Source organism: Leptospira selangorensis, assembly GCF_004769405.1.
Lineage (GTDB): Bacteria > Spirochaetota > Leptospiria > Leptospirales > Leptospiraceae > Leptospira_B > Leptospira_B selangorensis.
On record NZ_RQES01000024.1, the window covers coordinates 83,605 to 108,334 of the forward strand.

General features: G+C 41.3%; 25 protein-coding genes. 17 read left to right on the forward strand and 8 right to left on the reverse strand.

What is annotated here, in order from left to right:
* Positions 1–49: 49 nt before the first annotated feature.
* Together truA and EHO58_RS18325 are read right to left on the reverse strand one after the other, a co-directional pair.
* Positions 50–877 (reverse strand): tRNA pseudouridine(38-40) synthase TruA, encoded by an 828-nt coding sequence (gene truA / locus EHO58_RS18320; protein ID WP_135680883.1) that lies wholly within the window; start codon positions 875–877, stop codon positions 50–52.
* Between the two features lie 56 nt (positions 878–933).
* Complete coding sequence (locus EHO58_RS18325; RefSeq protein ID WP_135627364.1) at positions 934–1,815, reverse strand: DUF2225 domain-containing protein; 882 nt, start codon at positions 1,813–1,815, stop codon at positions 934–936.
* A gap of 134 nt (positions 1,816–1,949) precedes the next feature.
* On the opposite strand from EHO58_RS18325, the gene EHO58_RS18330 reads away from it, so the two are divergent.
* From EHO58_RS18330 to lsa25 (EHO58_RS18365), 8 genes are all read left to right on the forward strand, one after another.
* The gene (locus tag EHO58_RS18330) at positions 1,950–3,059 is read left to right on the forward strand and encodes an LIC11274 family protein (protein WP_135627363.1); all 1,110 of its coding nucleotides are present in this window, start codon (positions 1,950–1,952) and stop codon (positions 3,057–3,059) included.
* A gap of 198 nt (positions 3,060–3,257) precedes the next feature.
* Positions 3,258–4,055: a lysophospholipid acyltransferase family protein gene (locus EHO58_RS18335; RefSeq protein WP_135627362.1), complete on the forward strand. Its 798-nt coding sequence runs from the start codon at positions 3,258–3,260 to the stop codon at positions 4,053–4,055.
* The gene (locus EHO58_RS18340) at positions 4,052–5,527 is read left to right on the forward strand and encodes an acetyl-CoA carboxylase biotin carboxylase subunit (RefSeq protein WP_135680884.1); all 1,476 of its coding nucleotides are present in this window, start codon (positions 4,052–4,054) and stop codon (positions 5,525–5,527) included. The genes EHO58_RS18335 and EHO58_RS18340 overlap by 4 nt, the downstream gene beginning before the upstream one ends.
* Positions 5,524–6,006: an acyl-CoA carboxylase biotin carboxyl carrier protein subunit gene (locus EHO58_RS18345; protein WP_135680885.1), complete on the forward strand. Its 483-nt coding sequence runs from the start codon at positions 5,524–5,526 to the stop codon at positions 6,004–6,006. Before EHO58_RS18340 ends, EHO58_RS18345 begins: the two co-directional genes overlap by 4 nt.
* Positions 6,007–6,230: 224 nt before the next feature.
* Positions 6,231–7,754 (forward strand): Omp85 family outer membrane protein, encoded by a 1,524-nt coding sequence (gene omp85 / locus EHO58_RS18350; RefSeq protein WP_135627359.1) that lies wholly within the window; start codon positions 6,231–6,233, stop codon positions 7,752–7,754.
* A 10-nt stretch (positions 7,755–7,764) separates the two neighbouring features.
* Complete coding sequence (lsa25, locus tag EHO58_RS18355; protein ID WP_135680886.1) at positions 7,765–8,451, forward strand: surface adhesin Lsa25; 687 nt, start codon at positions 7,765–7,767, stop codon at positions 8,449–8,451.
* A 241-nt stretch (positions 8,452–8,692) separates the two neighbouring features.
* Positions 8,693–10,207, forward strand: a complete 1,515-nt coding sequence (gene omp85, locus EHO58_RS18360) for an Omp85 family outer membrane protein (RefSeq protein ID WP_135680887.1) — start codon at positions 8,693–8,695, stop codon at positions 10,205–10,207.
* A 10-nt stretch (positions 10,208–10,217) separates the two neighbouring features.
* The gene (gene lsa25, locus EHO58_RS18365; RefSeq protein ID WP_135680888.1) at positions 10,218–10,904 is read left to right on the forward strand and encodes a surface adhesin Lsa25; all 687 of its coding nucleotides are present in this window, start codon (positions 10,218–10,220) and stop codon (positions 10,902–10,904) included.
* A 1-nt stretch (position 10,905) separates the two neighbouring features.
* Here the strand turns inward: lsa25 (EHO58_RS18365) and nadB are convergent, their stop codons facing one another.
* Together nadB and EHO58_RS18375 are read right to left on the reverse strand one after the other, a co-directional pair.
* Positions 10,906–12,522, reverse strand: coding sequence for an L-aspartate oxidase (nadB, locus tag EHO58_RS18370; protein WP_135627356.1), 1,617 nt, complete (start codon positions 12,520–12,522; stop codon positions 10,906–10,908).
* A 45-nt stretch (positions 12,523–12,567) separates the two neighbouring features.
* The gene (locus EHO58_RS18375) at positions 12,568–14,388 is read right to left on the reverse strand and encodes a S41 family peptidase (RefSeq protein ID WP_135680889.1); all 1,821 of its coding nucleotides are present in this window, start codon (positions 14,386–14,388) and stop codon (positions 12,568–12,570) included.
* 112 nt (positions 14,389–14,500) lie between these two features.
* Here EHO58_RS18375 and EHO58_RS18380 point away from each other — a divergent pair, with 112 nt between their 5' ends.
* Entirely contained in the window at positions 14,501–15,394 is an 894-nt protein-coding gene (locus EHO58_RS18380) for a hypothetical protein (protein ID WP_135680975.1), read from the forward strand.
* A 130-nt stretch (positions 15,395–15,524) separates the two neighbouring features.
* Here EHO58_RS18380 and EHO58_RS18385 read toward each other — a convergent pair whose 3' ends face one another.
* Positions 15,525–16,271 carry a pyridoxine 5'-phosphate synthase gene (locus EHO58_RS18385; protein WP_135680890.1) on the reverse strand — a complete coding sequence of 249 codons (747 nt, stop codon included), beginning with the start codon at positions 16,269–16,271 and terminating at the stop codon, positions 15,525–15,527.
* 113 nt (positions 16,272–16,384) lie between these two features.
* Between EHO58_RS18385 and EHO58_RS18390 the strand changes: the two genes are divergently transcribed.
* From EHO58_RS18390 to EHO58_RS18425, 8 genes are all read left to right on the forward strand, one after another.
* Positions 16,385–16,822 (forward strand): TIGR02300 family protein, encoded by a 438-nt coding sequence (locus EHO58_RS18390; RefSeq protein WP_135627353.1) that lies wholly within the window; start codon positions 16,385–16,387, stop codon positions 16,820–16,822.
* A 21-nt stretch (positions 16,823–16,843) separates the two neighbouring features.
* On the forward strand, positions 16,844–17,725 hold the full coding sequence (gene miaA, locus EHO58_RS18395; RefSeq protein WP_167483240.1) for a tRNA (adenosine(37)-N6)-dimethylallyltransferase MiaA: 882 nt from the start codon (positions 16,844–16,846) through the stop codon (positions 17,723–17,725).
* A gap of 6 nt (positions 17,726–17,731) precedes the next feature.
* Positions 17,732–17,983: an RNA chaperone Hfq gene (gene hfq, locus EHO58_RS18400; protein ID WP_008592014.1), complete on the forward strand. Its 252-nt coding sequence runs from the start codon at positions 17,732–17,734 to the stop codon at positions 17,981–17,983.
* 57 nt (positions 17,984–18,040) lie between these two features.
* Positions 18,041–18,859: a hypothetical protein gene (locus EHO58_RS18405; protein WP_244241230.1), complete on the forward strand. Its 819-nt coding sequence runs from the start codon at positions 18,041–18,043 to the stop codon at positions 18,857–18,859.
* Positions 18,860–19,921, forward strand: coding sequence for a mannose-1-phosphate guanylyltransferase (locus tag EHO58_RS18410; protein ID WP_135627350.1), 1,062 nt, complete (start codon positions 18,860–18,862; stop codon positions 19,919–19,921).
* 281 nt (positions 19,922–20,202) lie between these two features.
* Entirely contained in the window at positions 20,203–20,934 is a 732-nt protein-coding gene (locus tag EHO58_RS18415) for a hypothetical protein (protein ID WP_135627349.1), read from the forward strand.
* 10 nt (positions 20,935–20,944) lie between these two features.
* Entirely contained in the window at positions 20,945–21,409 is a 465-nt protein-coding gene (locus EHO58_RS18420) for a chemotaxis protein CheW (RefSeq protein WP_008591961.1), read from the forward strand.
* Positions 21,406–23,346, forward strand: a complete 1,941-nt coding sequence (locus tag EHO58_RS18425; RefSeq protein WP_135627348.1) for a tetratricopeptide repeat protein — start codon at positions 21,406–21,408, stop codon at positions 23,344–23,346. The genes EHO58_RS18420 and EHO58_RS18425 overlap by 4 nt, the downstream gene beginning before the upstream one ends.
* Here the strand turns inward: EHO58_RS18425 and EHO58_RS18430 are convergent.
* The 3 genes from EHO58_RS18430 to EHO58_RS18435 all read right to left on the reverse strand — a co-directional run bounded on the left by EHO58_RS18430 (position 23,340) and on the right by EHO58_RS18435 (position 24,721).
* Positions 23,340–23,843 (reverse strand): LIC_12238 family plasminogen-binding lipoprotein, encoded by a 504-nt coding sequence (locus EHO58_RS18430; protein WP_244241231.1) that lies wholly within the window; start codon positions 23,841–23,843, stop codon positions 23,340–23,342. The two genes, EHO58_RS18425 and EHO58_RS18430, sit on opposite strands and share 7 nt — an antisense overlap.
* A gap of 8 nt (positions 23,844–23,851) precedes the next feature.
* Positions 23,852–24,028, reverse strand: coding sequence for a hypothetical protein (locus EHO58_RS19605; RefSeq protein ID WP_165780489.1), 177 nt, complete (start codon positions 24,026–24,028; stop codon positions 23,852–23,854).
* 252 nt (positions 24,029–24,280) lie between these two features.
* A complete protein-coding gene (locus EHO58_RS18435; RefSeq protein WP_135627346.1) occupies positions 24,281–24,721 on the reverse strand; it encodes a CBS domain-containing protein in 441 nt (146 codons plus the stop codon).
* Between the last annotated feature and the right edge of the window lie 9 nt (positions 24,722–24,730).

Sequence of the window (24,730 nt, forward strand, 5' to 3'; positions counted from 1 at the left end):
AACGTTTGTGCCCAAGGAAAAAGTAAAAATGCGATCGGCAGAAGTTTTTTCATCTCGAAACCCCGCCGAATTCTTTTCTGTTTTGGTACATCCGATCTATCTCAGGGAAAGAATCGTAGTACGCTTTTAGAAAATACAATCCGTAAGGGGGGAGGGTAATCCCTGCTATGGTTCTATCTTTGGAAGAAAGTATTTTCAATATATTCGTCTCTTTGCGCTTCTCTATCGCTATTTCAAAAAGTGTTCCGGTCAGGATCCGGACCATATTATGGAGGAAACCGTTCGCCTTGATCCGTAAGCGGAGAAGTCCGGGCTCTTCTTCACTTTCTAAAAGGCTAGCATCATAAATGACCCGAGTCGTGCTCCTGCGGTTCCGCATCGAAGTGGCTTTTGCCAGACTTCTAAAGTCATGCTCTCCCTTTAGTAGTTCCAGTTCTTCTCTTAAGCGGGAAACGTCAATCCGATGTTGGTACCAGAACGCTCTGTTTTTCCAAACCGGTCTTGGGAACCTCGCGTTCACTAAAAGGTATTCGTATTCTCTTGCAGTACAGGAAAACTGAGAATTGAAGTTCAGGGGAACTTCTGTCATCTCGTGAATAGCCAGACCCCGGTCGGTGAGTGCGTTTATTCCAAGTAGGAACTTCGACAGGTTTGGGATAGAGGAATCTGTTTTAAAATTTACGATCATTCCCCTGGCGTGGACTCCTGTGTCTGTTCTTCCCGCGCCCCAGATCCTAGTTTGTTTTTTTAGAAGGACCTCTAAGGCCTTCTCTATTTCTTCCTGAACTGTGGGAGATTGTTTTTGGCTTTGGTATCCGAAAAAACATCCACCATCGAATTCGATTAGTAAGGCATAGTTTCTAGGATCTTCTGTCATAGTTAGGAGCGGAACTTAGAATGAAACAAATAGGAGGAAGAAAAGAGAAACGTCTCTTATTTCTCTCCGCCCATTTCTTCTATGATCTTATTGTATTCATCATAGAGTTCTTTGGCCATATCAATGATCACGGAAGGTTTGGACTTAGACGCCTTACCTGAACCGTATAATCTAGAAAGAGTTCTTTTTGCACGGATTAGAAGGTTCAGTTTAGAAGCAGCATCCGATGCAAGTTCTTCCTTGAACTTCATTGTGAGATAAGCGGAAAGATAAATGACTCCGTCAAATCCCCAGTTTTTGTCAGTATCAGGTCCGAGTAGGTAAGAAGCAGCATCCACCGGCTCAGAACCGGACTGCATGATTTCCATTGTATCCGTGTACCAGCCCGCCGATTTTTGGTAGAGAAGGTCCCGGATCTTATCGTAACCCATACCTGGAAACTCTGTATTTACATCATCGAAGTACCAGGCACCTCGAACCGCGCAGACCGCTTTTTTAGGGGTAGGAGCTACTGTCACTTTTCTAGACTGGTAACATTCAATCGCTAATAAGTAAGATGCTGCTCCCAAGATCAGGTTTCTTTCTTGGTAAAAATCAGTAGGTCCCATAATGGACTCTATGTTTTTACGTCGGACCTCTGCGGATTCTCTCAATTTTGCGAGTTCGTCCGCATCTAGGCTTGACCAGTCCTTAGGAAATGCGGTATAAAGGCAACGTGGGCAAACGTTTAGAACGTAATCGTTCGGGGAAACTCTGCCGAATTTTTTGTTTTTTTCGTATAAGCGACGTAATTCCTGGGTGAGTTTGCCGGCAATTAGCCTTCCTCCCCCTTGGAACATACTTTCCCTTTGGTGGACCTCGCTACAGATAGGGCAGACCGTATCTTCTTTGTTACGAAACGAGATTTTTTTGCCTTGGGCTAATGCAGTTGCTGTCATACGAAGAATTTCCGGAAAAATCGAGCCGGAAGCGTCAATTCTCACCGTATTCTAACCGATAGACTAAGAAGAAAAGCACGATTTTCGGGTTGAACCCGGTCTTCTCAGGAAGATGCTAAGGAAAAGGTCCTCCAATGAAAAAACTTCTCGTTTTCATGATTGCGATGTTAGTCGCCCCAGTTGTTATACACGGTGAAGCCGTTTCTATGAAATCGTATAAGAAGCGGATTGAGCTGTTAACGTATTTAAGAGCGATAGAGCCGGTCGTAAAAAATTATCCTGGAGAGGTAAAATCCTCCGGAACTGGCCAAGCCCAAGCAGATGGGGAAAGACTAGCGAAGTATAAAGAACTTAAAAGATTATACCAAGAAGGTCTTCTGTATTTCTTCGAAGGGAATTTCGTAAATTCTTATCGTAGATTTTTGGAATCCCAGCTTGGAATGGAACTTCTTCTCGAGGAACTTTCACAAGCATATGTGGAAAGAACGGAAGAGATCCTAAAAACTGCGATCGAAAAGAAAAATCCAAACAATCCAATGGATAGAGCACTTGTGGATATTTCCGTGGAATATGGAAAAACAAGTTATATCCGCGCGGACATTAAGGAGAATAGAGAAGCTCCTTATACTCGCAGGATGTACAACCCGAGAGAATTCCATTACGTGGTGAATAAATACACCATCGAAAAAAATATGGAGTTAGGTTATCAATTCTTGGGAGAAGCCAAAGAAGCTAGGAATAACGCACTTAAGATAGAAAAACATTTGGAGAAACACCAAAAACTCCAACCTGAGCATAGAAAACATCGTATCGAAATGTATTTAGGAGCGATCAATCTTTGCAGGGACGCAAGATCCAATGCGATGAATATTTTCAAACTTAAGTATCCTTATGATAATTACTTTCTGCAAAGATCCGACGCTAAGACTGAAGAGACCCGTAATGAGATCGGTGAGATCACTCCGGGCGAAGTTGTTTCAGTAGAAGGAGTTACTTATGACTTCTCAACAAATCCTCTGGTTCGTGCAGATAATAGAATGAGCCCTGTATTCGATAAAAGAATTCCGGACGATTATCGTAGAGACGCTGTGGATATTTTAGGTAGAGTTTATGACGACGAGATCGACAATAAACTGTATCTTCGTTGGGACGCTGAGACTCGTAAAAAACTTCTGGGAGATAAAATTCCTCCAGGAGCTCAAAAAAGAAGACAAGCTGCAGCTGCAAGCCAGCCTAATAAATAAGAACTTTCCATTCTTCTGAAAAAATAAAAAGGCCCGTTTCCTAAAGGAGGTGGGCTTTTTTATTTCTGCAAGTGCATTCTACTTAAAGCGAACATTGTAAGTTATGTCGGAGATGAATTGTTGCATTCGTGTTTCTCCCTTTGACTTATGTTAAGAATTTGCTTTCCTTGTTCAGTGATGTACTAAAGCATAGTTCGCATGAATCCACTCAAGTTTATGGAAAGCCGTTTGGGCAGGTTTTCCCCGAAGTATCGTAAACTGGTATTACGCACCTATGTCGTAACCTTAAGATTGGTACTTACGGTAGCATTTCCGAATATGATCGCTGGGATTTTTTACGCGATCGTAGGTAATAGAGAAAAGCAGTACGTCTCTTTTCTAAAGGGTTCTAAAACTTGGGGAGCCGCAGTCATTAAAATGACCAAAACGGATCTTATGATTAAGAATGAAATGCAGATCCCTGAAAAAGGTCATATGATCTTCTTAAATCATGTAAACGAAATAGATTTTCCTTATGATTGCCTAGTTGTGAATAAACCTTATCTTGCGAACCAAGTGATTAAAAAAACTTTAGTAGCTTATTGGTGGATGAAGGCGATGGGTTCCCAGGTTTTTGAAACTTCTAAAGCAGCCACCATCGCAGTATCCGTTCGTAATTTAATAAAAGGACTTTCAACTACTTCTTATATAGTTTATCCGGAAGGTCATAATTCTTATTCCGAAATTATCCAACCTATGCAAAAAGGGATGGTTAAACTCGCTTATGAGAATAAGATCCCTGTGGTGGTAGTCTTAAAATCAGGGATCACCACTTACCAAACGGAACCTATGTTTGCTAAAGTAGGATATAAATTTATAGGAAGATACGAACCCTGGACTTACGCTAGCTGGGAGAGTTTTAGAGATTTCTTATACGAAACCATGAGCAAGGAAAAGATCGCATTAGACTCCGAGATCGGAACAGTGCGCGAACCTGTCTCTTCTAAATCCAAGTGATTAAAAGATTACTCATCGCAAACAGGGGAGAGATCTCTCTCCGTATCCAAAAAACCTGCAAAAGGTTAGGCATAGAGACTGTAGCCGTATATTCGGATGCGGATAAGGATGCACCTTTTGTAAAAGCCGCTGACTTTTCTTTTTATTTGGGGGAGTCGGAACCTTCTAAATCTTATTTAGTAATTCCTAATATACTCAAGGCTATCAAAGAAACCGGAGCGGATTCTGTTCATCCAGGTTATGGGTTTTTATCCGAGAAGGCCGAATTTGCAAGAGAACTTTCTAAAGCGGGGATTTCTTTTTTAGGACCTAAGCCTGAAACTGTGGATCTAATGGGAGATAAGATCCGTTCTCGTGCAGCCATGGAGAAGGCAGGAGTTCCCGTTGTTCCCGGATATGAAGGGGATTCCCAAGAACATTCCGTTTTGTTAAAAGAAGCGGAGAGGATCGGATTTCCGGTCATGATCAAGGCTAGTGCCGGTGGCGGTGGAAAAGGAATGAAACGTGTCTTTTCCAAAGAAGAATTTTTACCCGCATTAGAATCGGCCCAAAGAGAAGCAGGAAATGCTTTTGGGGACGCGAGAGTATTTTTAGAAAAGTATATTATAAACCCTAGACATATAGAAGTTCAGGTATTCGGTGATACTTCCGGAAAAGTAATCCATCTTTTCGAAAGAGAATGTTCCATCCAAAGAAGACACCAGAAGGTAGTGGAGGAATCTCCCGCACCTAATTTGCCTTCTGAACTGAAACAAAAGATATGTGAAGTAGCCGTTAAGGCCGCTTCTTCCATTGGTTATATCGGTGCTGGAACAGTTGAATTCATTTTAGGAGAAGATGGAGCATTCTACTTCTTAGAAATGAATACAAGACTGCAAGTAGAACATCCAGTTACCGAATCTGTAACCGGATTTGATTTGGTAGAATGGCAGATCAGAATTGCAGAAGGTGTGAGTATCGAAAAACTCACAGGTGGAAAATCTCCATCCCAGAGTGGACATGCGATCGAGGTTCGGTTGTACGCGGAAGATCCTGAGAATGAGTTCCTACCTTCCATCGGTAAAATAGAACTCGCCAGATTCCCGGAGGTCCAAAATTTGAGAGTGGATTCCGGGGTTATTACCGGTTCCGAAGTTTCTCTCTATTACGATCCAATGCTTGCGAAAGTGATCGGGATCGGAAAAACAAGAGAAGAAGCGCGTAAAAATCTGATCGCAGGCCTCGAAGAGACAATCGTATTCGGGCCGATCACAAATCTGAATTATTTAAAAGCAATCTTGGAACATTCCGAGTTCGTAAACGGAAATACCAATACTCATTTTTTAGAAAAACATAAAATAGTTTGGGAAGAATCCGGAGAAGAAAAAGAGGCACTTATGAAAACTGCTTCTTTCCTTGCGAACCGTTCAGTGAAAACTTCCTCCGTATGGGAAGCCGTAGGGCCGAACGGAGTTTGGGGAGAAATATCTTGAACCGTTTGTTCCGACTTCAGTGGAAAGAAAAAGAATATGTATTGGATCTGGGAGATTCTTCCTCCAGATTATTCGGTCCTGAAAAAAAATGGGAGTCACTTCTGACTCATTATTCTTGGACAGAAGGAAAGGACGGTTCTTATTCTTTACCTGACGGGAGTGTCGCATTACTTAGAAGCGGAAAACTTTTCATTCATACGAAAGGAAAAACATTCCAGTTTGCGATCAGAGGAAGGGAATCTTCCGATGCACAGACCGCTTCTTTGGAAATTAAAAGTCCGATGCCGGGAAAGATCATCAAGGTAGAAGTGAAGCCCGGAGACTCTGTTAAGAAAGGACAGACCCTTGCAGTTGTGGAAGCAATGAAGATGGAGCACGCATTGAAGGCCGGGGGAGATGCTAAAGTACAAGAAGTACTCGCTCAACCGAGTGATATAGTTTCCCAAGACCAGTTGCTTATCAAATTAAGCGAATCATAAATTTCTGCTCGAGTTATAAACTGAAATGTTTTCTAAGACTGAAACATTTCAGTATTGTTAAAATTTAAATTCTTATTTCGAACAAACGATATGATAATTTTAGAATACGGTTCGTTTGGAAGCCCATGACCCTAGATCAAAAGAAAAGGTTCCAGGAATAAATTTGACATCGGGTCAGATACTATTATACATTGCGAATTCCATAAAAATTTTCAGGTTACTGCATGAAGCATTTCCTTATTCGCATAGGCATAATTGCTATATTGGCCTTTGTTTCGACTCAAAATATCTCCGCTGATCCGGGCCTTTTGGACGGTTGTGAAAAACCTCCTGAAAGAACGGATCTACCATTCTATATCAGTCCTAAAAGACAACTTTGTAAAAAGGATTTAGAAAAGAAGAAGGAAGGTTGGTTCCCAACCGGATTGCCTCTTTTAAATTCAGATCCGAATACAGGGATCGGTTACGGTATTCGTGTATTTGCATACAATAATGGAAAAAAAGAAGATCCGTTTTTCGAATATACTCCTTACAAATTCAGGATTTACGCTCAGTACTTCAATACCACAAAACAACGCCAGTATCAGGACGTTGCTTTCGATGCGCCTTACGTGTTCGGTACACAATGGCGTTTGAGAGGAGAAGGTGTATATGATGCCAACCCGAATACGTTATTCTTCGGTTTAGGAGAATCTTCTCTCCAAACCTTAAGTTATACGGATAGGAACCAGGATGGAGGGTCTGTTTTTACTAACGCAACTTTTGCAGACCAACAAAGAAACCTGGCTTATACTAGACCTGGTGGTCCTGGAGATCCTGTCGATGTTAACGGTTCCGTATATAACGGATTCCCTGCGCAGAACGGATTTAGAGTGACAGACTCTCAGTATAACCGTTATAATTTGATCTCTCCTACAGCGATGCTGAGTGGAGAAAGATCATATGTCGGAGGAACTGTCCGACTCGTTGCAGGACTTCGTATGTCTCAGAATATCGTAAGGGCGTTTGATGGAACTCTTGCGAATGCTACAGATCCGATCTTAGGTGATTCTCCTTTCAGTGCAGGTGGAAGAGCGATCAGCGGTACTACTAAAATTACCGAAGATTATAACTCAGGAAAGATCTTAGGATATCATGGTGGTATGGTAAACACACTTCGTTTAGGTGTGGTTTACGATACGAGAGATTTGGAACCGGATCCGAACCAAGGTGTGTTTTTAGAAGCAACTTACGAAAGATCTGCAAAAACTTTCGGATCTAATTTCGATTATTCTAAATATTTCACTCAGGCAAAATTCTTCTGGAGCCCATTCCCAAGAGTTTTCGACAAATTGGTTGTCGCAGGCCGTGGAGGTTTCTCTGTTACTGAAGGAGATGCTCCATTCTTCGAATATCGTAATATGTGGGGAACAGAAGGTGTGATCTCCGGACTAGGCGGACGTACTACATTAAGAGGTTATAAACAAGATCGCTTCGTAGGACGTGCGATGGGTTGGGGTAATATCGAACTTCGTTGGAAATTCGGTTCCCTTTCAGTTGCAGGACAACACTTTGCATTCAACTTAGTTCCATTTTTGGACTTTGGGCGAATCTGGGACGACGAACATAAGGTTGGGACTAAGGATTATAAATATTCCCGAGGTCTTGGGCTCAGGATCGCTTGGAACCAAACGACGATCATCATGTTCGACTACGCTGTTTCTAGAGAAGATAAGCAGCTATTCGTAAACTTCAACCACGCGTTCTAAGGAAACAGAAATGAGAAAAGTATATTATATAATAAGATCATTATTCACCTTATTCGCGTTTAGTATGCTCGCGATGGGTTGTGAAGAAAAATTAGATCGTAGTCCTTATGGCTTCAGAGAAGAAGACGATAGTGATTTAATCGCTGGAGCGATCTTCTTCCAAGCTTTTACTACTAATCCAGATGGAACAACAACAGATGCCACAAGCGGTTTGATGTGGAAGACTTGTAGCCAAGGCCAGGTGTTCAGCGGAACTACTACGAATTTCAGTTGTAGAGGAGCTAGTGGCACTTTGGCAAATCCGAGTTCTTTCGGAGCGAAAGAACTACAATATTGTAGTGTTGATCTGAATTCTTGTAATACATTAGGAATTCCTCAAACACTTACAAATGTATCTCCGATCGGGATTCCAGGAAATTCAGAGGCATTAGATTCTTGTGCAAATGATAACACAGGTGGTCATAATGACTGGAGAGTTGCTAGTTTCTTAGAGTTAAAATATTTAAGCTCTAATAGCCGCAACTTCATGCTTTTAAAATTCCCAGATACAATAGAGGCATTCTATTGGAGTTCGACAGCAAATGAACAAGATGTAGGAGGTAAGACAGCTAGAGCGGTATCTTTCACCAGAGATAGATTTGGGGAAGATGAATCTTTTAGCAAGACTACCAGATATTTTGTTCGTTGTGTAAGGTAATTTACAAATTCATAATGCCCTCGTTGCCTAAACGAGGGTTCACTTATATATCCCTTATATCTGGGTCGAAAACGTGTTTTGCTAATGTTTCATATGCTAATTTTTTTATAACCCTTGTGATGAAAGGGAACTTTTGCGTGACGAACGGGGTCAACAAAACTCTAATTCGAAATTTTCAATTGACATAAGTTATTGGAACTTTAATAACTAACGAACTTAAAATCTTAGATCCGGAGTGTACATGAGGATTAAAGAAATTAAATCGTTGGTGCTAACGATTTGTTTTGTAGCAAGTTTCAATATAGACGCCCAAGATTTTATCCCTGAACCGGGATGCGAGAAACCTCCTGCTCGCAAAAATATGCCGTTTCATATGGATACTTCTAAACAGCTTTGTTCAAAAGATTTAGCTGTAAAAAGAGAAGGTTGGTATCCTACCGGACTTCCATTGATTAATTCAGATCCACTCGAGGGCGTTGGGTTTGGTGTTCGTGCGTATGCTTATAATAACGGTTTAAAATCAGATCCGTTATTCGATTATACTCCCTACAGAGTTAGGTTTTTTGCTCAGTATTTTAATACGAGTAAAAACGCTCAGTACCATCAGCTCAGTTTAGATATGCCGTTTATTGCGAATACGCAATGGCGTCTTCGCGCGGATGCGTTTCTGACAATTACTCCTACCACTCTTTACTTTGGAATCGGTGAAGGGTCTCTTAAGACTCTCAGCTATTTTGATCGAAACCAGCCAGGTGGAGATTATGTTAATAACGCTACATTCGCTGACCAAAGCAAAAATTTCGGTTATTATAGACCTGGAGGTCCTCAGGATCCGGTTTCCTTCGGAGGCAATACCTATTACGGGGTTCCAAGCCAACCGGGTTTCGTTGTTACTAACAAAATGTACAACGGATATATCATAGAAACTCCTATGGTCAATTTAAGTACTGAGAGATCTTTCTTTGGTGGAACCGTTCGTTTGGTCGCAGGGATAAAAGCTTCCGAAAATATGATCAGGACCTTTGATGGAAAGAAAGCTCCAGGTTACGATCCCGTTTTAGGTATGGATTATGGAGCAAATGTACCTAACGCTAAAACTCGCCTAACTCAAGATGCAGAAGCAGGTAAAATTTTAGGTTATCACGGTGGATATGTAAACGCAGTACGTCTCGCTTTAGTATATGATACTCGAGACTTCGAACCGGATCCTAATAGTGGAGTTTTCTTAGAAGGAACATTCGAGAAAAATAGCAAGGCATTTGGTTCGGACTTCAATTTCCAAAAATACTTTGCACAAGGAAAATTCTTCTGGAGCCCGTTCCCGAAAGTTTTCGACAAACTCGTTATCGCTTCTCGCTTCGGAGCAGGACTTTCCGAAGGAGATGTTCCATTCTTCGAATATCGTAATATGTGGGGAACGGAAGGTTTGATCGGAGGACTCGGAGGTATTCGTACCATCCGTGGTTATAAACAAGACCGTTTCGTAGGAAGAATGATGGGCTGGGGTAATATCGAGGTAAGATGGAAATTCGGATCCTTACGTGTGGGGGACGAATACTTCGCATTTAACTTAGTTCCATTTATGGACTTCGGACGTGTTTGGGATGACGAGCATAAGGTCGGAACTAAGGATTATAAATATTCACATGGTCTCGGACTTAGGATCGCTTGGAACCAAGCTACGATCATCATGATCGACTGGGCAAAATCAAGAGAAGACGAACAGTTATTCGTAAACTTCAGCCACGCGTTCTAAGGAAACAGAAATGAGAAAAGTATATTATATAATAAGATCATTATTCACCTTATTCGCGTTTAGTATGCTCGCGATGGGTTGCGAAGAGAAATTAGATCGTAGTCCTTATGGCTTCAGAGAAGAAGATGATAGCGATTTAATCGCTGGAGCGATTTTCTTCCAAGCTTTCACGAATAATGGAGATGGAACAACAACGGATGCCACAAGCGGTTTGATGTGGAAGACTTGCAGCCAAGGCCAAGTGTTCAGCGGAGATGCCACTAATTTCAGTTGCAGAGGAGCAAACGGGACGCTAGCGAATCCAAGTTCATTCGGAGCAAAAGAACTACAATATTGTAGTGTTGATCTGAATTCTTGTAATACATTAGGAATTCCTCAAACACTCACAAATGTATCTCCGATTGGTATACCAGGTAATTCAGAGGCATTAGATTCTTGTGCAAATGATAACACAGGGAGTCATAATGACTGGAGAGTGGCGAGTTTCTTAGAGTTAAAATATTTAAGCTCTAATAGCCGCAACTTCATGCTTTTAAAATTCCCAGATACAATAGAGGCATTCTATTGGAGTTCAACGGCAAATGAACAAGATGTAGGAGGTAAGACAGCTAGAGCGGTATCTTTCACCAGAGATAGATTTGGGGAAGATGAATCTTTTAGCAAGACTACCAGATACTTTGTTCGTTGTGTAAGGTAAACTAAAGAGGCGCTTGAAGATCCCCATGCACCAGATCATTGATCAGAATTGTATCATGTCTGGATGGGGATCTGTTCTCCGGATAATCGGTAGAATAATGAAGTCCTCTACTCTCGTGTCTGGCAAGTGCAGAACGAATAATTAATTCAGCCACCAAAACCAAATTACGAAGTTCTAATAGAGGATTTGTGACTATCGTCCTATTATAATAGTCTCTGACTTCCGCATAGATCAAATCCATTCTTCTTTTTGCTCTTTCTAAGCGTAGATTAGAGCGGACAATTCCGACGTAATTGGACATCGTGTTTTTGATCTCCGAAAGATCATGGGAGATCAATACCCATTCTTCCGTATTGACTAAACCTTCTTTGTCCCAAGCAGGGATCTGTTCATGTTCAGGCAAGAAGTCCGGCGGATTTTTGCGGATCTCTTCTGCGATCCGATTGGAGAATACTAGACATTCCAACAAACTATTAGAAGCAAGACGGTTTCCACCGTGGACTCCCGTGCAGGAAGCTTCTCCTGCTGCGAATAAATTTTCTATCCTTGTTTTTCCCCAAAGATCAGTTGCGATCCCTCCGCACATGAAATGGGCCGCAGGAACAACCGGGATAGGATCAGTAGTGATATCTATTCCTAACTCGAGACATTTTGCATAAATAGAAGGGAAAGATTCTTTGATCTCTGCCGCAGGTTTATGTGAGATATCCAACCAAACATGTGGATCTCCCGACTTCTTCATCTCTGCGTCTATGGCTCTTGCGACTATATCTCTTGTGGCAAGATCAGCCATCGGATGGTATTTTTTCATGAACGGTTCTCCGTCCATTCCAAGTAATACCGCACCTTTTCCTCTGACTGCTTCGGAGATCAGAAATGAATCTCCTTTTTCATGATAAAGAGAAGTAGGGTGGAATTGGTAAAATTCCATATTCCGGATCTCTGCACCAGCACGATACGCACAAGCGACTCCATCGCCGGTTGCGATCTTAGGGTTTGTAGTATGGGAATAAACCTGCCCGGACCCTCCACTTGCGATGATCGTTTTTTTCGCGAGAATCGGGATTACTTCTCCGGTTTGGTTGGAAAGAACATAAGCCCCAAAACAAATAAGACCTTTCTTTTTGAGATGGTGCGGAGTGATCAGGTCTACCACAGTATGGTATTCTAATATTCTAATATTTGGGTTTTGTTTTACGATCTGAAGGAGGGTTTTTTCGATCTCGTGACCTGTTCTGTCATGAGCATGGACTATACGATTTGTTCCATGTCCGCCTTCTCTATGAAGATCGAATTCTCCTTCTTGGTTCAGGTTGAATGGGACACCGTATTCTAAAAGTTCTTTGACTAGAGGAGGACCTTCTTCCACCAAAACTCGGACTGCTTCTGGATCGCAGAGTCCAGCTCCGGATTCTAAGGTATCTTTTACGTGATCCTCGAATTTGTCCCCCTGAGCAAAAACGGAGGCAATTCCACCTTGCGCATAATTGGTATTCGACTCGTAATCTGACTTCTTTGTCACGATCACTGTCTGACCTACATTAGAAAGTTTTAATGCTTGGAAAAGACCGGTAATACCGCTCCCAATGACTAGAAAATCGGTTTTAATTCTTGGCATTTATACAGATGATTCGGCGGCTATTATACCGCCGAGATTTGAGAATTACTTACGTTTTGTGCCTGTGTTTAAAAGAGCTTCTACGTAATCTATGGAACGGATCAATTGGAAATCAGGCTTGATCGGATCGTTCTTATGTTCTTGGATGAACTTCTCCGCTTGTCCGTTTGATTTTACCCAGCCATCCAGCTTTTTCACGTCGAAATGGCTTTTTTCCTCAGCGGAAGAAGGTAACTCAGGAAGGTGATTCCACATGTTCTCTTCGCGATAATGGAATGGGAAACTACCGTCTTCTTCGGAAGAAACATCCACATCAGGTTTCACTCCGACTACTTGGATCGTGTTCCCGGAAGGTGCATAATATCTGGACTGAGTAAGTTTGATATAATAAGCTCCGTTTCCTCTTAACTCTTGTAGTTTTTGAACGGTTGCTTTTCCGAAAGATCTCTCTCCCAGGATCAAACCTCTACCATGATGTTTGAGTGCAGAAGCTACAATTTCAGAAGCAGAAGCGGATTTCGCATTGATTAGAACCGCAACCGGCAGATCAGTCAGATCTTTTTTACCTGCGTTCGAATCTTCAGGACTTCTATTCGGACTTTTTACGGAAACGATTAATCCGTTAGTTACGAACATATCCGCAAGATCAATCGCCAGATCCAAATAACCTCCAGGGTTATTTCTTAGATCTAGAACCAATGCTTTCAGTTTGGTTCCTTTAGAAGTAGATTGTTTTTCTAATTCTTTGAAATGTTGTACGAATTCTTTATCAACAGAAGGATCTGATTTTACGAAACCTGTTAGTTTGATATATCCAATATAAGGATGATTATCGATCAACTTGCTTGTGATATTTCGGATCTCGATCGTATCTCGGACCACTTCGATAGCCAATGTCCCCGCCACTCCTTTTCTGCGGATGGTCAGAACTACTTTGGATCCTTTTTTACCTTTGATCCTTTCTACTACCTTGTCGAGTAACATCCCTTTGGTAGATTTTCCGTCGACTGCAAGGATCACATCTCCGGCGCGAACACCTGCAGTAACTGCAGGTCTTCCTTCTAATGGATTTTCTACGATAACTTCTTTATTACCGCCGCCGCTTAAAATTGCCCCGATCCCTTCGAAACTTCCGTCTTCGATTTTTGCCATGGATTCTTCCCAGGCAGCTTTTAGGAATACTTGGCTATGCGGATCTAAAGAGGAAAGATAACCGTTAGCTGCAGCTAGATATACATCCTTGATGCTGAATGGTTCTTTTTCTTTAGGGTCTTCTTCTCCAAACGGATCTTTGAGTGGAGGAGTGGTATAATTTTGTAGATTTTTTTCGAGGTAAGCAAGAACACGATCAAAGTCTTTTTTGGAGAAGTTGGTCTGCTCCCATTTAGCGGTGAGCACTTTTTTGCGAACCTTCTCTCTTTCCACTAACTTAAGCACCTCGTCATTCGAAAGTTTAGGTTTGTTGGACTCTTCTTTCAGTTTTCTGTCTCGGATCTTCTCCACTTCTTTATAATCCGGATCGAATAGAACAAATTTGTCCTCCGGAGAAAGTTTGAAAGATTTGCCAGGGAAAATTTCATCCGACTCTTCGTATTTTTCTCGATCGGTAAAATAACTTTCCGGATACAAATAGAGGCCATGAGGCAAGGATAGAAGTGCAAAAACCGCTGCGTCCTTATAGGCGCGGTTTTTATCTATATTTTTATCTATATAGTTTCCCTCAACAGTCTTGACTACGCTGTCAAAATCTTTGAGAGTGAAATCTGCCGTGGTCTTGGAATTTCCGGAAGAAGGTTGGCAGAAGAAGATGCTCGTACATAAGATAACTGAAAGAAAGGATAAGGAGAGGGATTTCAAGCTTTTCAAATCGGGTCCTCTTTTTGCAAGGTTGATTTTCGATCATTTTCCACCCGGAACAAGCATTGTCAATCTATTCCCCCGAAATCTCTTATTCTATAAAGCTTTCGAAAAGTTCTGTATTCTTAGTTTTTTCTGCTTTGCGGGAACTTTTTACTGCACTTCTGTTTCCGTCCCGGGTGGGGGAAGGTTCGGGTCGGAACTCATACAAGAGCAGGCAATCCTAGATTTTTACGGAACGGAAGAAGAGAGAAAATCCTCTTTAGATTTATTAAAATCTTCCTGCAGATCCCTGAGAAAAGATAGGGGACTCGCTTGTTATAATTTATCCATTTTATACGATTCTTTGGGAGAAAATCAATCCGCTTGGGAATATGCGGTCAGAGCAAAAAATTCCGATCCAAACGATCCTCTTTACCAGGAACTTGCATTCACTTCTTCTTTAAAACTGGAATCCGAAAAGTCTGCACTTGCAGACCAAGAAGAAGTTTTGTATAAAACTGCAATTTCCGCATGCAAAAAAGGGAATATTGCAGAAGCTTCCGAATCCGTTTCCAAACTGATAGAAATTCAGTCCATTTCCAAAGAATCCTTAACGAAGGGAATATTTGCCGAATGTGGGCTGGACAAGGAATTGGTCTCTAAGGCAAAACCGAACACATTCAAACCTTCTTCCGAATATTATAAATTTCTGGAGAAGAACCATCCTTATAAAAAAGTCTGGGACTTGAGTGGGGAATTCGGTCGGACTCCCAAGGATTTAGTTTCGGGGAATAAGGCCACACAATCCTGGAAAGAACTCAAAAAAGCGGTTTCCACAAAGGATCAAGTCTCTGCCAAAAAACATCTTTTAAGTTTTAAATCCAGCCTGGAAGAATTGGCCAAAACAAACTCAGAGGCATCTTTACTTTCCGCAAATCTAAAAAAAGCAGCCTTTTTATTACTCTCGGAAGACTCAAATTATTCTTCTTTTAAGGAACTCGCGAAAGAACTTTCTGATGCCCCTTCCAAGTAAAATGAGCTACGGGTTCACGCGAAGCCGCTAAGGGGAAAAGAGTTCTTTTGGGACTTATAAAGAAACCTTCTTTTCTTCGCGTCTTTGCGTGAGAAAAAAACTCTGTGTCCTCCGTGGCCTCTGTGCGAAACTATTTTAAAGCGGTAAGATATTCTCTCACCGACTGAGCTAACCCGACTTCAAGTGCATAAGACATGAGTCTGTGGCCGATGGACACTTCTTCCAAGCCGGGTAGGCGAGAGAATAATGGAAGATTGAAATGATCCAGATCGTGTCCCGCGTTGATACCGATCTTTTGATTCTGTAGGAACTCCGCGGCTTTTTTGAAGGATTCGAAAACGGATTTGCCTTGTTCCGGAGATTGATCGAAAGCATGGGCATAAGGACCTGTATAAAATTCTACACGATCAGCTCCCGTTTCTTTTACCAATTTAAGATTTTCTAAGTCCGTTTCCATAAAAATGGAAACCCGAATGCCCGCGTTTTGGATCTTTTGGATGTATGTTTTTAGTTCGGAGGAATCTTTTTTCAGGTCGAAACCATGATCAGAAGTGATCTCTCCCGGAGTAACTGGGACTAACGTTGCCTGGTCCGGTTTTGCTTCCAGAACGAGATCTAAAAAACGAGGAGAAGGTTCTCCTTCCATATTATATTCTATCTTCTTCTTTTTATCCCTATTGTATGAGTGCAGGAACTCCCTTAGATCGAATACATCCCTTCTTTTTATATGTCTTTCGTCTTCTCTGGGATGGACAGTAATTCCGTGAGCTCCCGCTTCCAGAATTAGTTTGGATAAATAGATCAGGTCCGGATGATTTCCGCCTCTGGAATTTCTCAGAGTTGCAATTTTGTTTACATTTACGCTCAGATGGACCATAAACCTCGTATTCCGAATCCAATTCTTAGAAAATACAAATTAGCGGAAACTAGATTTCTGACTGCTTTTTCTGCTTGAATCGGAATAAGTGTCTTCCAGCATGGTCAATTCCGATGGCAACAGCTAAGAAAACGGCTAAGAAAAAAGCTGCACCGAAGTCCAAACCTCCGGTGAAAAAAAGTGCTCCTAAGAAAAAAACTCCTCCGGCAAAAAAGAAGGAAGTTGCTAGCACAAGCAAGCCTGCAGGGACTAAAAAGTCTTCTGCATCCAAATCTTCCCTCAATCCTCTGGGTAAAAAGTTCACCTGTCATACTTGTGGAACTAAGTTCTACGATCTAAACAAAGAAGTAAAAATCTGCCCTAAATGCGGAGCCGATCAAAGTAAACGTCCTCCTTCCAAATCCAGGTCCCGTGCGGCCAGAGTGGAAGAAGAAGAGTTTCCAGAAGAAAACTTAGACTACGATTCCGAAGTAGGTTTCGAAGAAGAAGAAGGTGGCATCGTAGAAGAGCCTCTTGAAGATGAGGAAGACGAGGAAGAGGAGGAGGAATAAATTCCCTCTCTCCATTCCATTCTGATCATCACCGCTCCCACCGGGGCCGGAAAAACGGCTCTGGTGAGAGAATTAGATTCTTCCCGTTTTGAAATTATTTCCTTCGACTCTAGACAGATCTACAAAGAGTTAAGTATCGGGACAGCCGCCCCAAGCTCCGAAGACTGCGAAAAAATCCCCCACCATCTGGTTTCATTTCTTTCTCCGTCCGAATCCATAGACGCAGCAAAATTTGTAACAAAGGCAGAAGAAGCACTGGATGATATACTTTCCAGAGGCAAAATCCCAGTTTTAACAGCAGGAACGGGGTTCTATTTGAATGCTTTTTTGTACGGAATGTTTCCTGTTCCGAAAATCAGTGAAGAAATAAAAGTGAAAGTGGAATCCTTGAGTATGGAAGAGCGGATCCAAGAGCTCCAGAAGCTGGACCCTAAAGCTCTCCAAAAAATCTTTCCAAACGATAACTACAGATATGGAAGAGCATTGGAAGTAAACTGGATGGGAACCCTTTGGTCCGAACTAAAAGTAGAAGAGGGGAGCGGCGCCCTAATTTCCAAAAATTTGAATATACTTGGGGCCTTCTTCTTAGATCTGGATCGAAAAGAATTGTATGAAAGGATCGATTCCAGGGCCAGAAAAATGATAGAATCCGGAATGGCTGAAGAAGCAAAAAGGGTCTCAGATAAATACGGGGAAGATTGTCCCGGCCTTCAGTCCTTAGGTTATAATTTCGCGCTTGAAAATATTAAAGGAACGTCCAATCTTGAGACATTCTTTGGGAATTTAAGCCAGTCTCATAGGAATTACGCCAAACGTCAGATTACTTGGTTTCGAAAGCAAAAGATATTGGAACCGATCCATCCGATTGAAGCGTATAAAAAGATAAAAAATATAAACGGATAAAAATCTATGTCTGCTAAAAATAATATACAGGACCAACTGCTCAATACGGCTAGAAAAGAAAAACTAGAATTGACCATCTATCTTCTAAACGGAGTTCCTCTAAAAGGGAAAGTGGTAAGTTTTGATAATTTTACGATAGTCCTTGAGCAGGAAAACAAGCAGAGTTTGGTGTACAAACACGCGATCTCGACGATCATTCCTTCCAAAGTAATCAAACTTTATACAGAAGAAGCAGCAAAAGAAGCTCCTTCCGCCTAAATGTTCCGAAAGATAGGCCGGGCACTTTTCATTCTATTTATATTAGCGGGGATCCTAATGGTATCCTATCCGCTTTTTTTTATAAAAGAAGGAGAAGCCCTGCTTGTCTGGGAACAAGATTCCAAGTTAGTTTCCTTTGTTCGTGGTCCGGGCTTTGCCTATGAACCGGCTGTGATCCAGTTCTGGGATAAGTCCGTTCGTAAAGAATCCTTAAACTCATTGGCTTTGGAGTTAGAGATCCATCACGATCTTTCTTCCGGATTATTCTCTGAAAAATCGGAAGAAGGTAAGATCAGAGCGAAACTGGATCTATCCTTTCATTTAGAGGAAGAAGGATCCAAAAAGTTTTTTCTCTCCGGAGGAAAAACAGACCAAGGAAGAGCAAAATATCTCTCCAATATCTTTCAGTCCAAACTTAGGGCAGGGATAGAGGACGAGAAAAATATCAATTTAAACAAGGATTCTATCTCCGCATTCCTGAGAAACGATATCGTGAGGATTCTCTCGAACGAACTTCCTTGGCTTAAGATAGAATCGGTTCGCATTATCAGTCTGGATATTCCGGATCCGATACTCATCGCGAATATATTCCGTAATCCTAACTATATTTTGGCTAAAAAGTTAGAAAGAATAGAGGCCTTAAAAAAGGCGGAATCTTACTCTATACAAGAAGAAGCAAAACTTGCAGTTTCCAAAAAGAAATGGGAACAATATAAGGATTTTCTGAAGAAGAATCCGGATATGAAAGAGTTTCTACTATATGATAATATCGGAGAGAATGTGGATGTACTACTTCTTCCTTCCGATACGGTTTTTGGAGATCCTAAATCTTTGAGTAAGAAAAAGTCCGCCCCCAAACCTAAAGAGGTGGAATAAATGACACAAGACAAACCCGTAGTACTTATTATGGCGGGGGGAAAAGGAGAAAGATTCTGGCCAAGATCCAGAGTTTCCACTCCGAAACAACTCCAGAAAGTATATTCTAAAAATACTCTTTTAAAAGAGACTTTGAATCGTGCTTATACGATCACAAGTCCTGATAGAGTTTTTATAGGAACAAACGCCACTTTAAAAAAAGCGATCCTTGCTCAGGAAAGAAGTTTCCCAGAGAATAATTTTATCATAGAGCCTGAAGGAAAAAATACAGCACCTATTATTGCTTTAGCTTCTTTATATTTTCAAGAGAAGTTCGGTGATCCGGTTCAGGTTGTACTTTCTGCGGATGCTTGGGTGAATTCGGACAAAGAATTTGCTAAGAGTATCCAAAAAGCTTTAAAAGAAGCGGACGAACATCTTGTACTTCTTGGTATCAAACCGAATCGTCCTGAAGTAGGTTACGGTTATATCGCTTCAGGAAAACCGACCAAACATGGATTCGAAGTAAAATCATTCTTCGAAAAGCCGGATGTAAAAACGGCGATCAAGTATATTAAAAAAGCGAACTTCTATTGGAACCCGGGGATCTTTCTTTGGAAGACAAGTTTGATCTTGGATGAGTTTGAAAAACATTCTCCTAAAATATTAAAACCTCTTAAGGATAGATTTCCATTCAAGAAGATGGGAGATCTGGGAGAAGCATTCAAACTTCTTCCATCCGAGCCGGTTGATATAGCTATCATGGAAAAGAGTGCTCGTATCAGAATGGTAGAAGCAAGTTTCTCTTGGGATGATGTAGGCTCTTGGCTTTCCTTAGAAAGAGTATTACCTGGAGACAACCAGGGTAATCGTCATATCGGTAAAGAAATTCTATTTTATAAATCCGGAAACAACGTCACTCAAACTAGAAAAGAATTCACTGCATTACTCGGAGTACAGGATATCGTTGTAGTTGAAGAGGAAGATGTTCTCTTCATCGCTTCTAAAGAAGGAATAGGTGATATCAAGAATATGGTAGCCGAGATCCGTAAAAATAAAGGTTTACAAAAGTACACCGAATAATTTCCTGGCAGGTTAGGAACAGAATCAGGAGAACCGAATGCCTTCCGGTAAAAAAAGAAAGCGAAGAAAGATCGCGACTCATAAGAGGAAGAAAAAAAGAAGACAGAATCGTCATAAGAAGAAAGGCAAATAAGATATTCTTATAATATCTAAAGACCGGGAAATCGAATCGAAGACCCGGTCTTTTTCGCCCGCCATCCTCATCGGGAACTCTCCCGACTCGAAATTAGCAACTATCAAAGCCTAAAGCAAAATCCGAAATTGGCCGATCATGTTGCTGTATGGCCTCCTTCCAGGACTATTCTCTTTTAAGACGTTGGTGGAAACCTGAGTTTCCTCCAGCCAAAGGATATACAAAATCCTACCAAGCTAAAACTCCGGATGGAGATATTCTCCAAGCCGACTTTCATTTTCATGATCGTAAGATCAGACTTACTTTGGAAGCCGCCGGAGAGAATGGCCGCATTTATGTTTCCACCATCCGTGATGGATCCATTCTAAAAGAGACCGATCTTACCACAGGCAGATCGTATCCTCTTTATTCCAGATTTGCACCTTTTAGAGACTTATTATCTTCTCTTCCAGACAAGGACGCTCTCCAGATTTTGGGCGGGGCGTACGGAGTTTCTCCTGAACCTTTGGGGGGGCCGGAGAGAAGGACTCTTAAACCTTGGGAAATTTCTACCAAGTACGATCATATTTTCGGAATAGATCGAAACCCAAGATCCTGGAAAAGATTTTTCCAAAGAGAGAAAAAAGAGCCCTTATGGACCAGGATCAAAAGAAGGATCTGGGGAGATCTACAGGACTATTCCCTAGGTCTCGCATCCGCGCTGGGGATCTGGTATGCATACATGGATTTTTATTTACTCGGATTTTCACTCGCCGTTTTCGGTTTGCTTTTTGGCGGATTGGACTGGATACTGAGGAAACGCGATCCGCTTTTCTCGAAAGTTGTAATCTTTCTAGGTTCTGGATCGTATTTTTATTACTACGGATTCACCCGTTTCTAAAGGAGGGGGAATGTCCGCCGAAATCGAACACCAGTACATTCTATTTAGCTTGGGAGAGGAAGAATACGCTCTTCCAATCGTTCTCGTGGATGAGATCATCAAGATCCATAACTTGGTAAAGGTTCCCAGATCCAAAAATTACTTCGCCGGTATCATGGATATCCGTGGGAAAGTAGTGAAGATGGTGGACCTAGGTGTGAAACTTAATATTCCCCATTCCCATGAGCAAGGTTATGACCGTGCAATCGTGGTAAAAATCGGCGGAGAATCCGTCGGTATCATAGTTGATAAGGTAGCTAACGTAGCACTTTTTCCTCCTGAAACAATCAATCCTCCTCCTCCTTCTATCAAAGGAATTTCCTCCCGTTATATCACGGGTGTCGGTAAAAAGGACGATAGGTTCATCATCCTGATCGATATCGAAAAAATTCTAGGATCTGAAGAATTAGCGGAGTTGGGTGCCGGAGCGAAATGAAACAAACCCGCCTGATACTGGGCGTGTTACTCTTAATCGTCTTTGGGTTAGGGGTAAACGTCCGAACCGAGGCGGATGAACAGGACCAAAGACTAGATCCTGCAGGTATATATAAACTTCCTCACGAGGTAATCCCTCCAGCCACTCTCCGGACACTAAAGGAAAATTTACTCAATTCTTCCGACGAAACTTCTGATCCGATCACAATGATCCGCCAGGTTTTGGATCCATACTATGCTCAATTCGTAGATCCAAAAAGAACGGAAGAGGAAAGAAGGCTCGGCCGTATCTTCACGGAAAAAACGGATCGAAACACTCTTCGTTTATTGATCTTAAAAATGTTAGGAAAGATCACTGGGGGACAACAACTCCGTGATTCTCCTATTTTATTCGAATTACATTGGTTACTCAGCCAGGAATATTCTAAGAAGAAGCAGAATTTCAAGGCACTAGAAGAGGCCTTAGCTGCGCTCAGATACAGGGATTTTTCTCATACGGAAGAATCATTTCCAAAAGAAGAAAGACTGAGAGAATTATACGATACAAACGAAGTCGATAGGGCCAGACAACATGCAAAGGTCAAAAAAGAATTAGAAAAAGCGACTTTAGATCTGGAAAATGCAAAGGATAGAGTCCATCTTTTAGAAGCTGCTTCCGCAAGGGAGAAGGATCTGATCTTCGAATCTAATCCTCCTAGTAATGCACGTAAAGTTGCTCCAAATGATATAACTCTTGCAAAACAGAATGTAAAAAATGCGGATGATTCACTCAAAAGAGCGGCAAGCGCTTATAAAGATTCATTCGAGAATAATTATTATCCATTTTTCAAAAGGAAATCCAGAGAAGACGCAGACACGGTTTTTGCCTTAGCGAAATTCGTAAAAGATTCGGAGAATGAAAACAAAGAAAGACTGAAAGTAGTGAATAAAACCTCCGTAAGCGGGCAGGGGATCTTCGTTTTATTCGATTATAAAAGAAATACGGACTTCTTCGCGTATGCAGCATTACTCGAGCTTGCATTTCGTTTAGATCCGGAACATTCCCAAGTAGTTTTAGCATTGGCAGAAGAGCTAAAGGCCTCGGGTAAAAAAGCCAAATCTCTAGACTTCTTCTTAAAATTTTTGGCGCTTGCATTAAAAGAGAATAAAACTCCTGCAGAGATTGCCTATGTATATCGTGCGATTGCTTCCTTACATACTGAACTAAAACAATATGTTTTGGCCGCGGAATTTTACGAAAAATATTATCTATCGGAACCTGATCCTAAGAAAAAAGGGATCTATGCATTTGAGCTTGGGAATTTTTTCGAAAGTAAACTAGGCAATTTAGAATCTGGAAAAAAATATTACGAAGACTGGTTGCAGATCAGGGAACAAGAAAAAGCTGCTGCTTCCGATCTGTCTTTTACGGATTCACAAGAAAGGATCCGGATGGAGGTTCTTGCTTATTTAGGGATCTCTAAACTATATAGATACGAGAAAAAACCTCCTAAAGAAAAGGAAGAATTGATCAGATCTATCCAAGCTTATGATAGACTCAGGGAAAATTTAAGATTAGAAGAAGAGAAATATTCCCAGGGTAAAAAAGAATTACTGCAGATCAAAAAAGGTCTCTTGGAAAGAACGAACGACCAGGACATGGCACAATATAGGCTCAAAAGTTTGGAGATGGAAGAATCCAAAGAAAAAATGGATATTATCAGAACTAAACTGGATACTTCTCCCGGGCCGAGAGCGATGCAAAGATTATCCGTATTATATGAATTCGAAAAGGATTATGGACAATCCAAAAAAATGAATGAAGAGATCCTGAAAGTAGGGAATCAAACTGAGATCAATCTTGCTTTGAAAAATATAGAAAGGATCAACAAAATTTTAGAAGATGGAATGCAGAGGGATCCTTATCCAAGGGATCCACTTTCAGGCGATACTTATTGATTTAAAGATTTTTTCGCCTTAGTGTATTTGTCCACATCGTCTCCGGATTCTTTTTCTTCCTCTCTATCTTCCGGTTCTATTACTCTGAATTCCACCTGGTCGATCACTTCTCCTTCATAGGAGACTTTGACCAAATATTTGCCTGCGATCAATTCTTGGAAACGACCTGTAATACTGGAGCTGGAAATTTCCGGTCTTTTACGTTTTACTTCTATCTCGTTGAAGCCTACTTGGAATCTGCTAAGACTCACATAGATCTCCGCTTCCGGGTTTGGGATCCTTGAAAATTTGTAAATATATACAAGAGTTTTGTTTGTAGGGAATATCAGTTTCTCTCTCGTAAGAGTAAACTCTTGGACGGTGGTGAATTTTTTCTCCAGCAAACTTTGTTTGGTTTCATCCATCAAAGCCCAGCCGAATTCTCCGCTCATTCCTAAACAGGAGAAAAAGAAAAAAGAATATAATAGAATTATAAAATAGGAAAATCGGATATTCATTCCTGGAATCATTCTCCCTTTTCTACCACTCTTCCCTTGTCGGAAATGTCTTTTTCTCTGGAAGAATATTCTCTATCAGGATATACAACTCTGAAACCGGAACCTTCATTCCGCCCCGGAAACATGAGTCTTTGCAAGAAACGATACGTTAAATATGCGAATAATATAATTAAAAGGAGTTTCATCTATTTAGTTCGACCCGGTTTGGAATCTCCATCTTAGTCTATACTTACCGGAAAAGTGATTCCGGCAACCCGATTTCCAAAAAACGGACTTGCGGTATTGGGTAATGATATTACCTTTTAGGAATTAACGGGAATACCCGAATGTGAGCCACTTGCCCCCTGGATATAAGTCCAGGCGGGGCATTTTTCTATACAACTCTAAAAGAAAGGTTCGATGATCTGGAGAATCCAGGTCAGAAGGAATAAAAAGGATCAAATAAATCCGGATTCGCTATATATATAATTTTTTAAGTTTTTATTCTCTTCTTCCGTTTTCGCGATTTTAGCTTTCACAGCGTCTCCTATGGAGATGATTCCCACCAATCTATTGCCATCCAGAATCGGCATATGCCGGATCCTTTTTTTTAGCATAATGGAAAGAACATCATCCACTTGGTCGTTCGGTTGCATAGTAGTCAATGTGGTGGACATTAGATCTGCCACCGTCTTATCGAATACTGCTTCCCTGTCTGTGGAGGCAAAATGAAGTAAATCCCTTTCTGTAAATATACCGGCGAGTTTCCCTTCTTTGAGCACTATCACGGAACCTATATCATACTTGGTCATAAATCGGATCGCTTCCCAAACGGTGGTATTGGGTTCCACCGAAAGGATCTTTCGGTCCTTTTTTTCCAAGATATCTTTTACCAGCATGGCTACCTC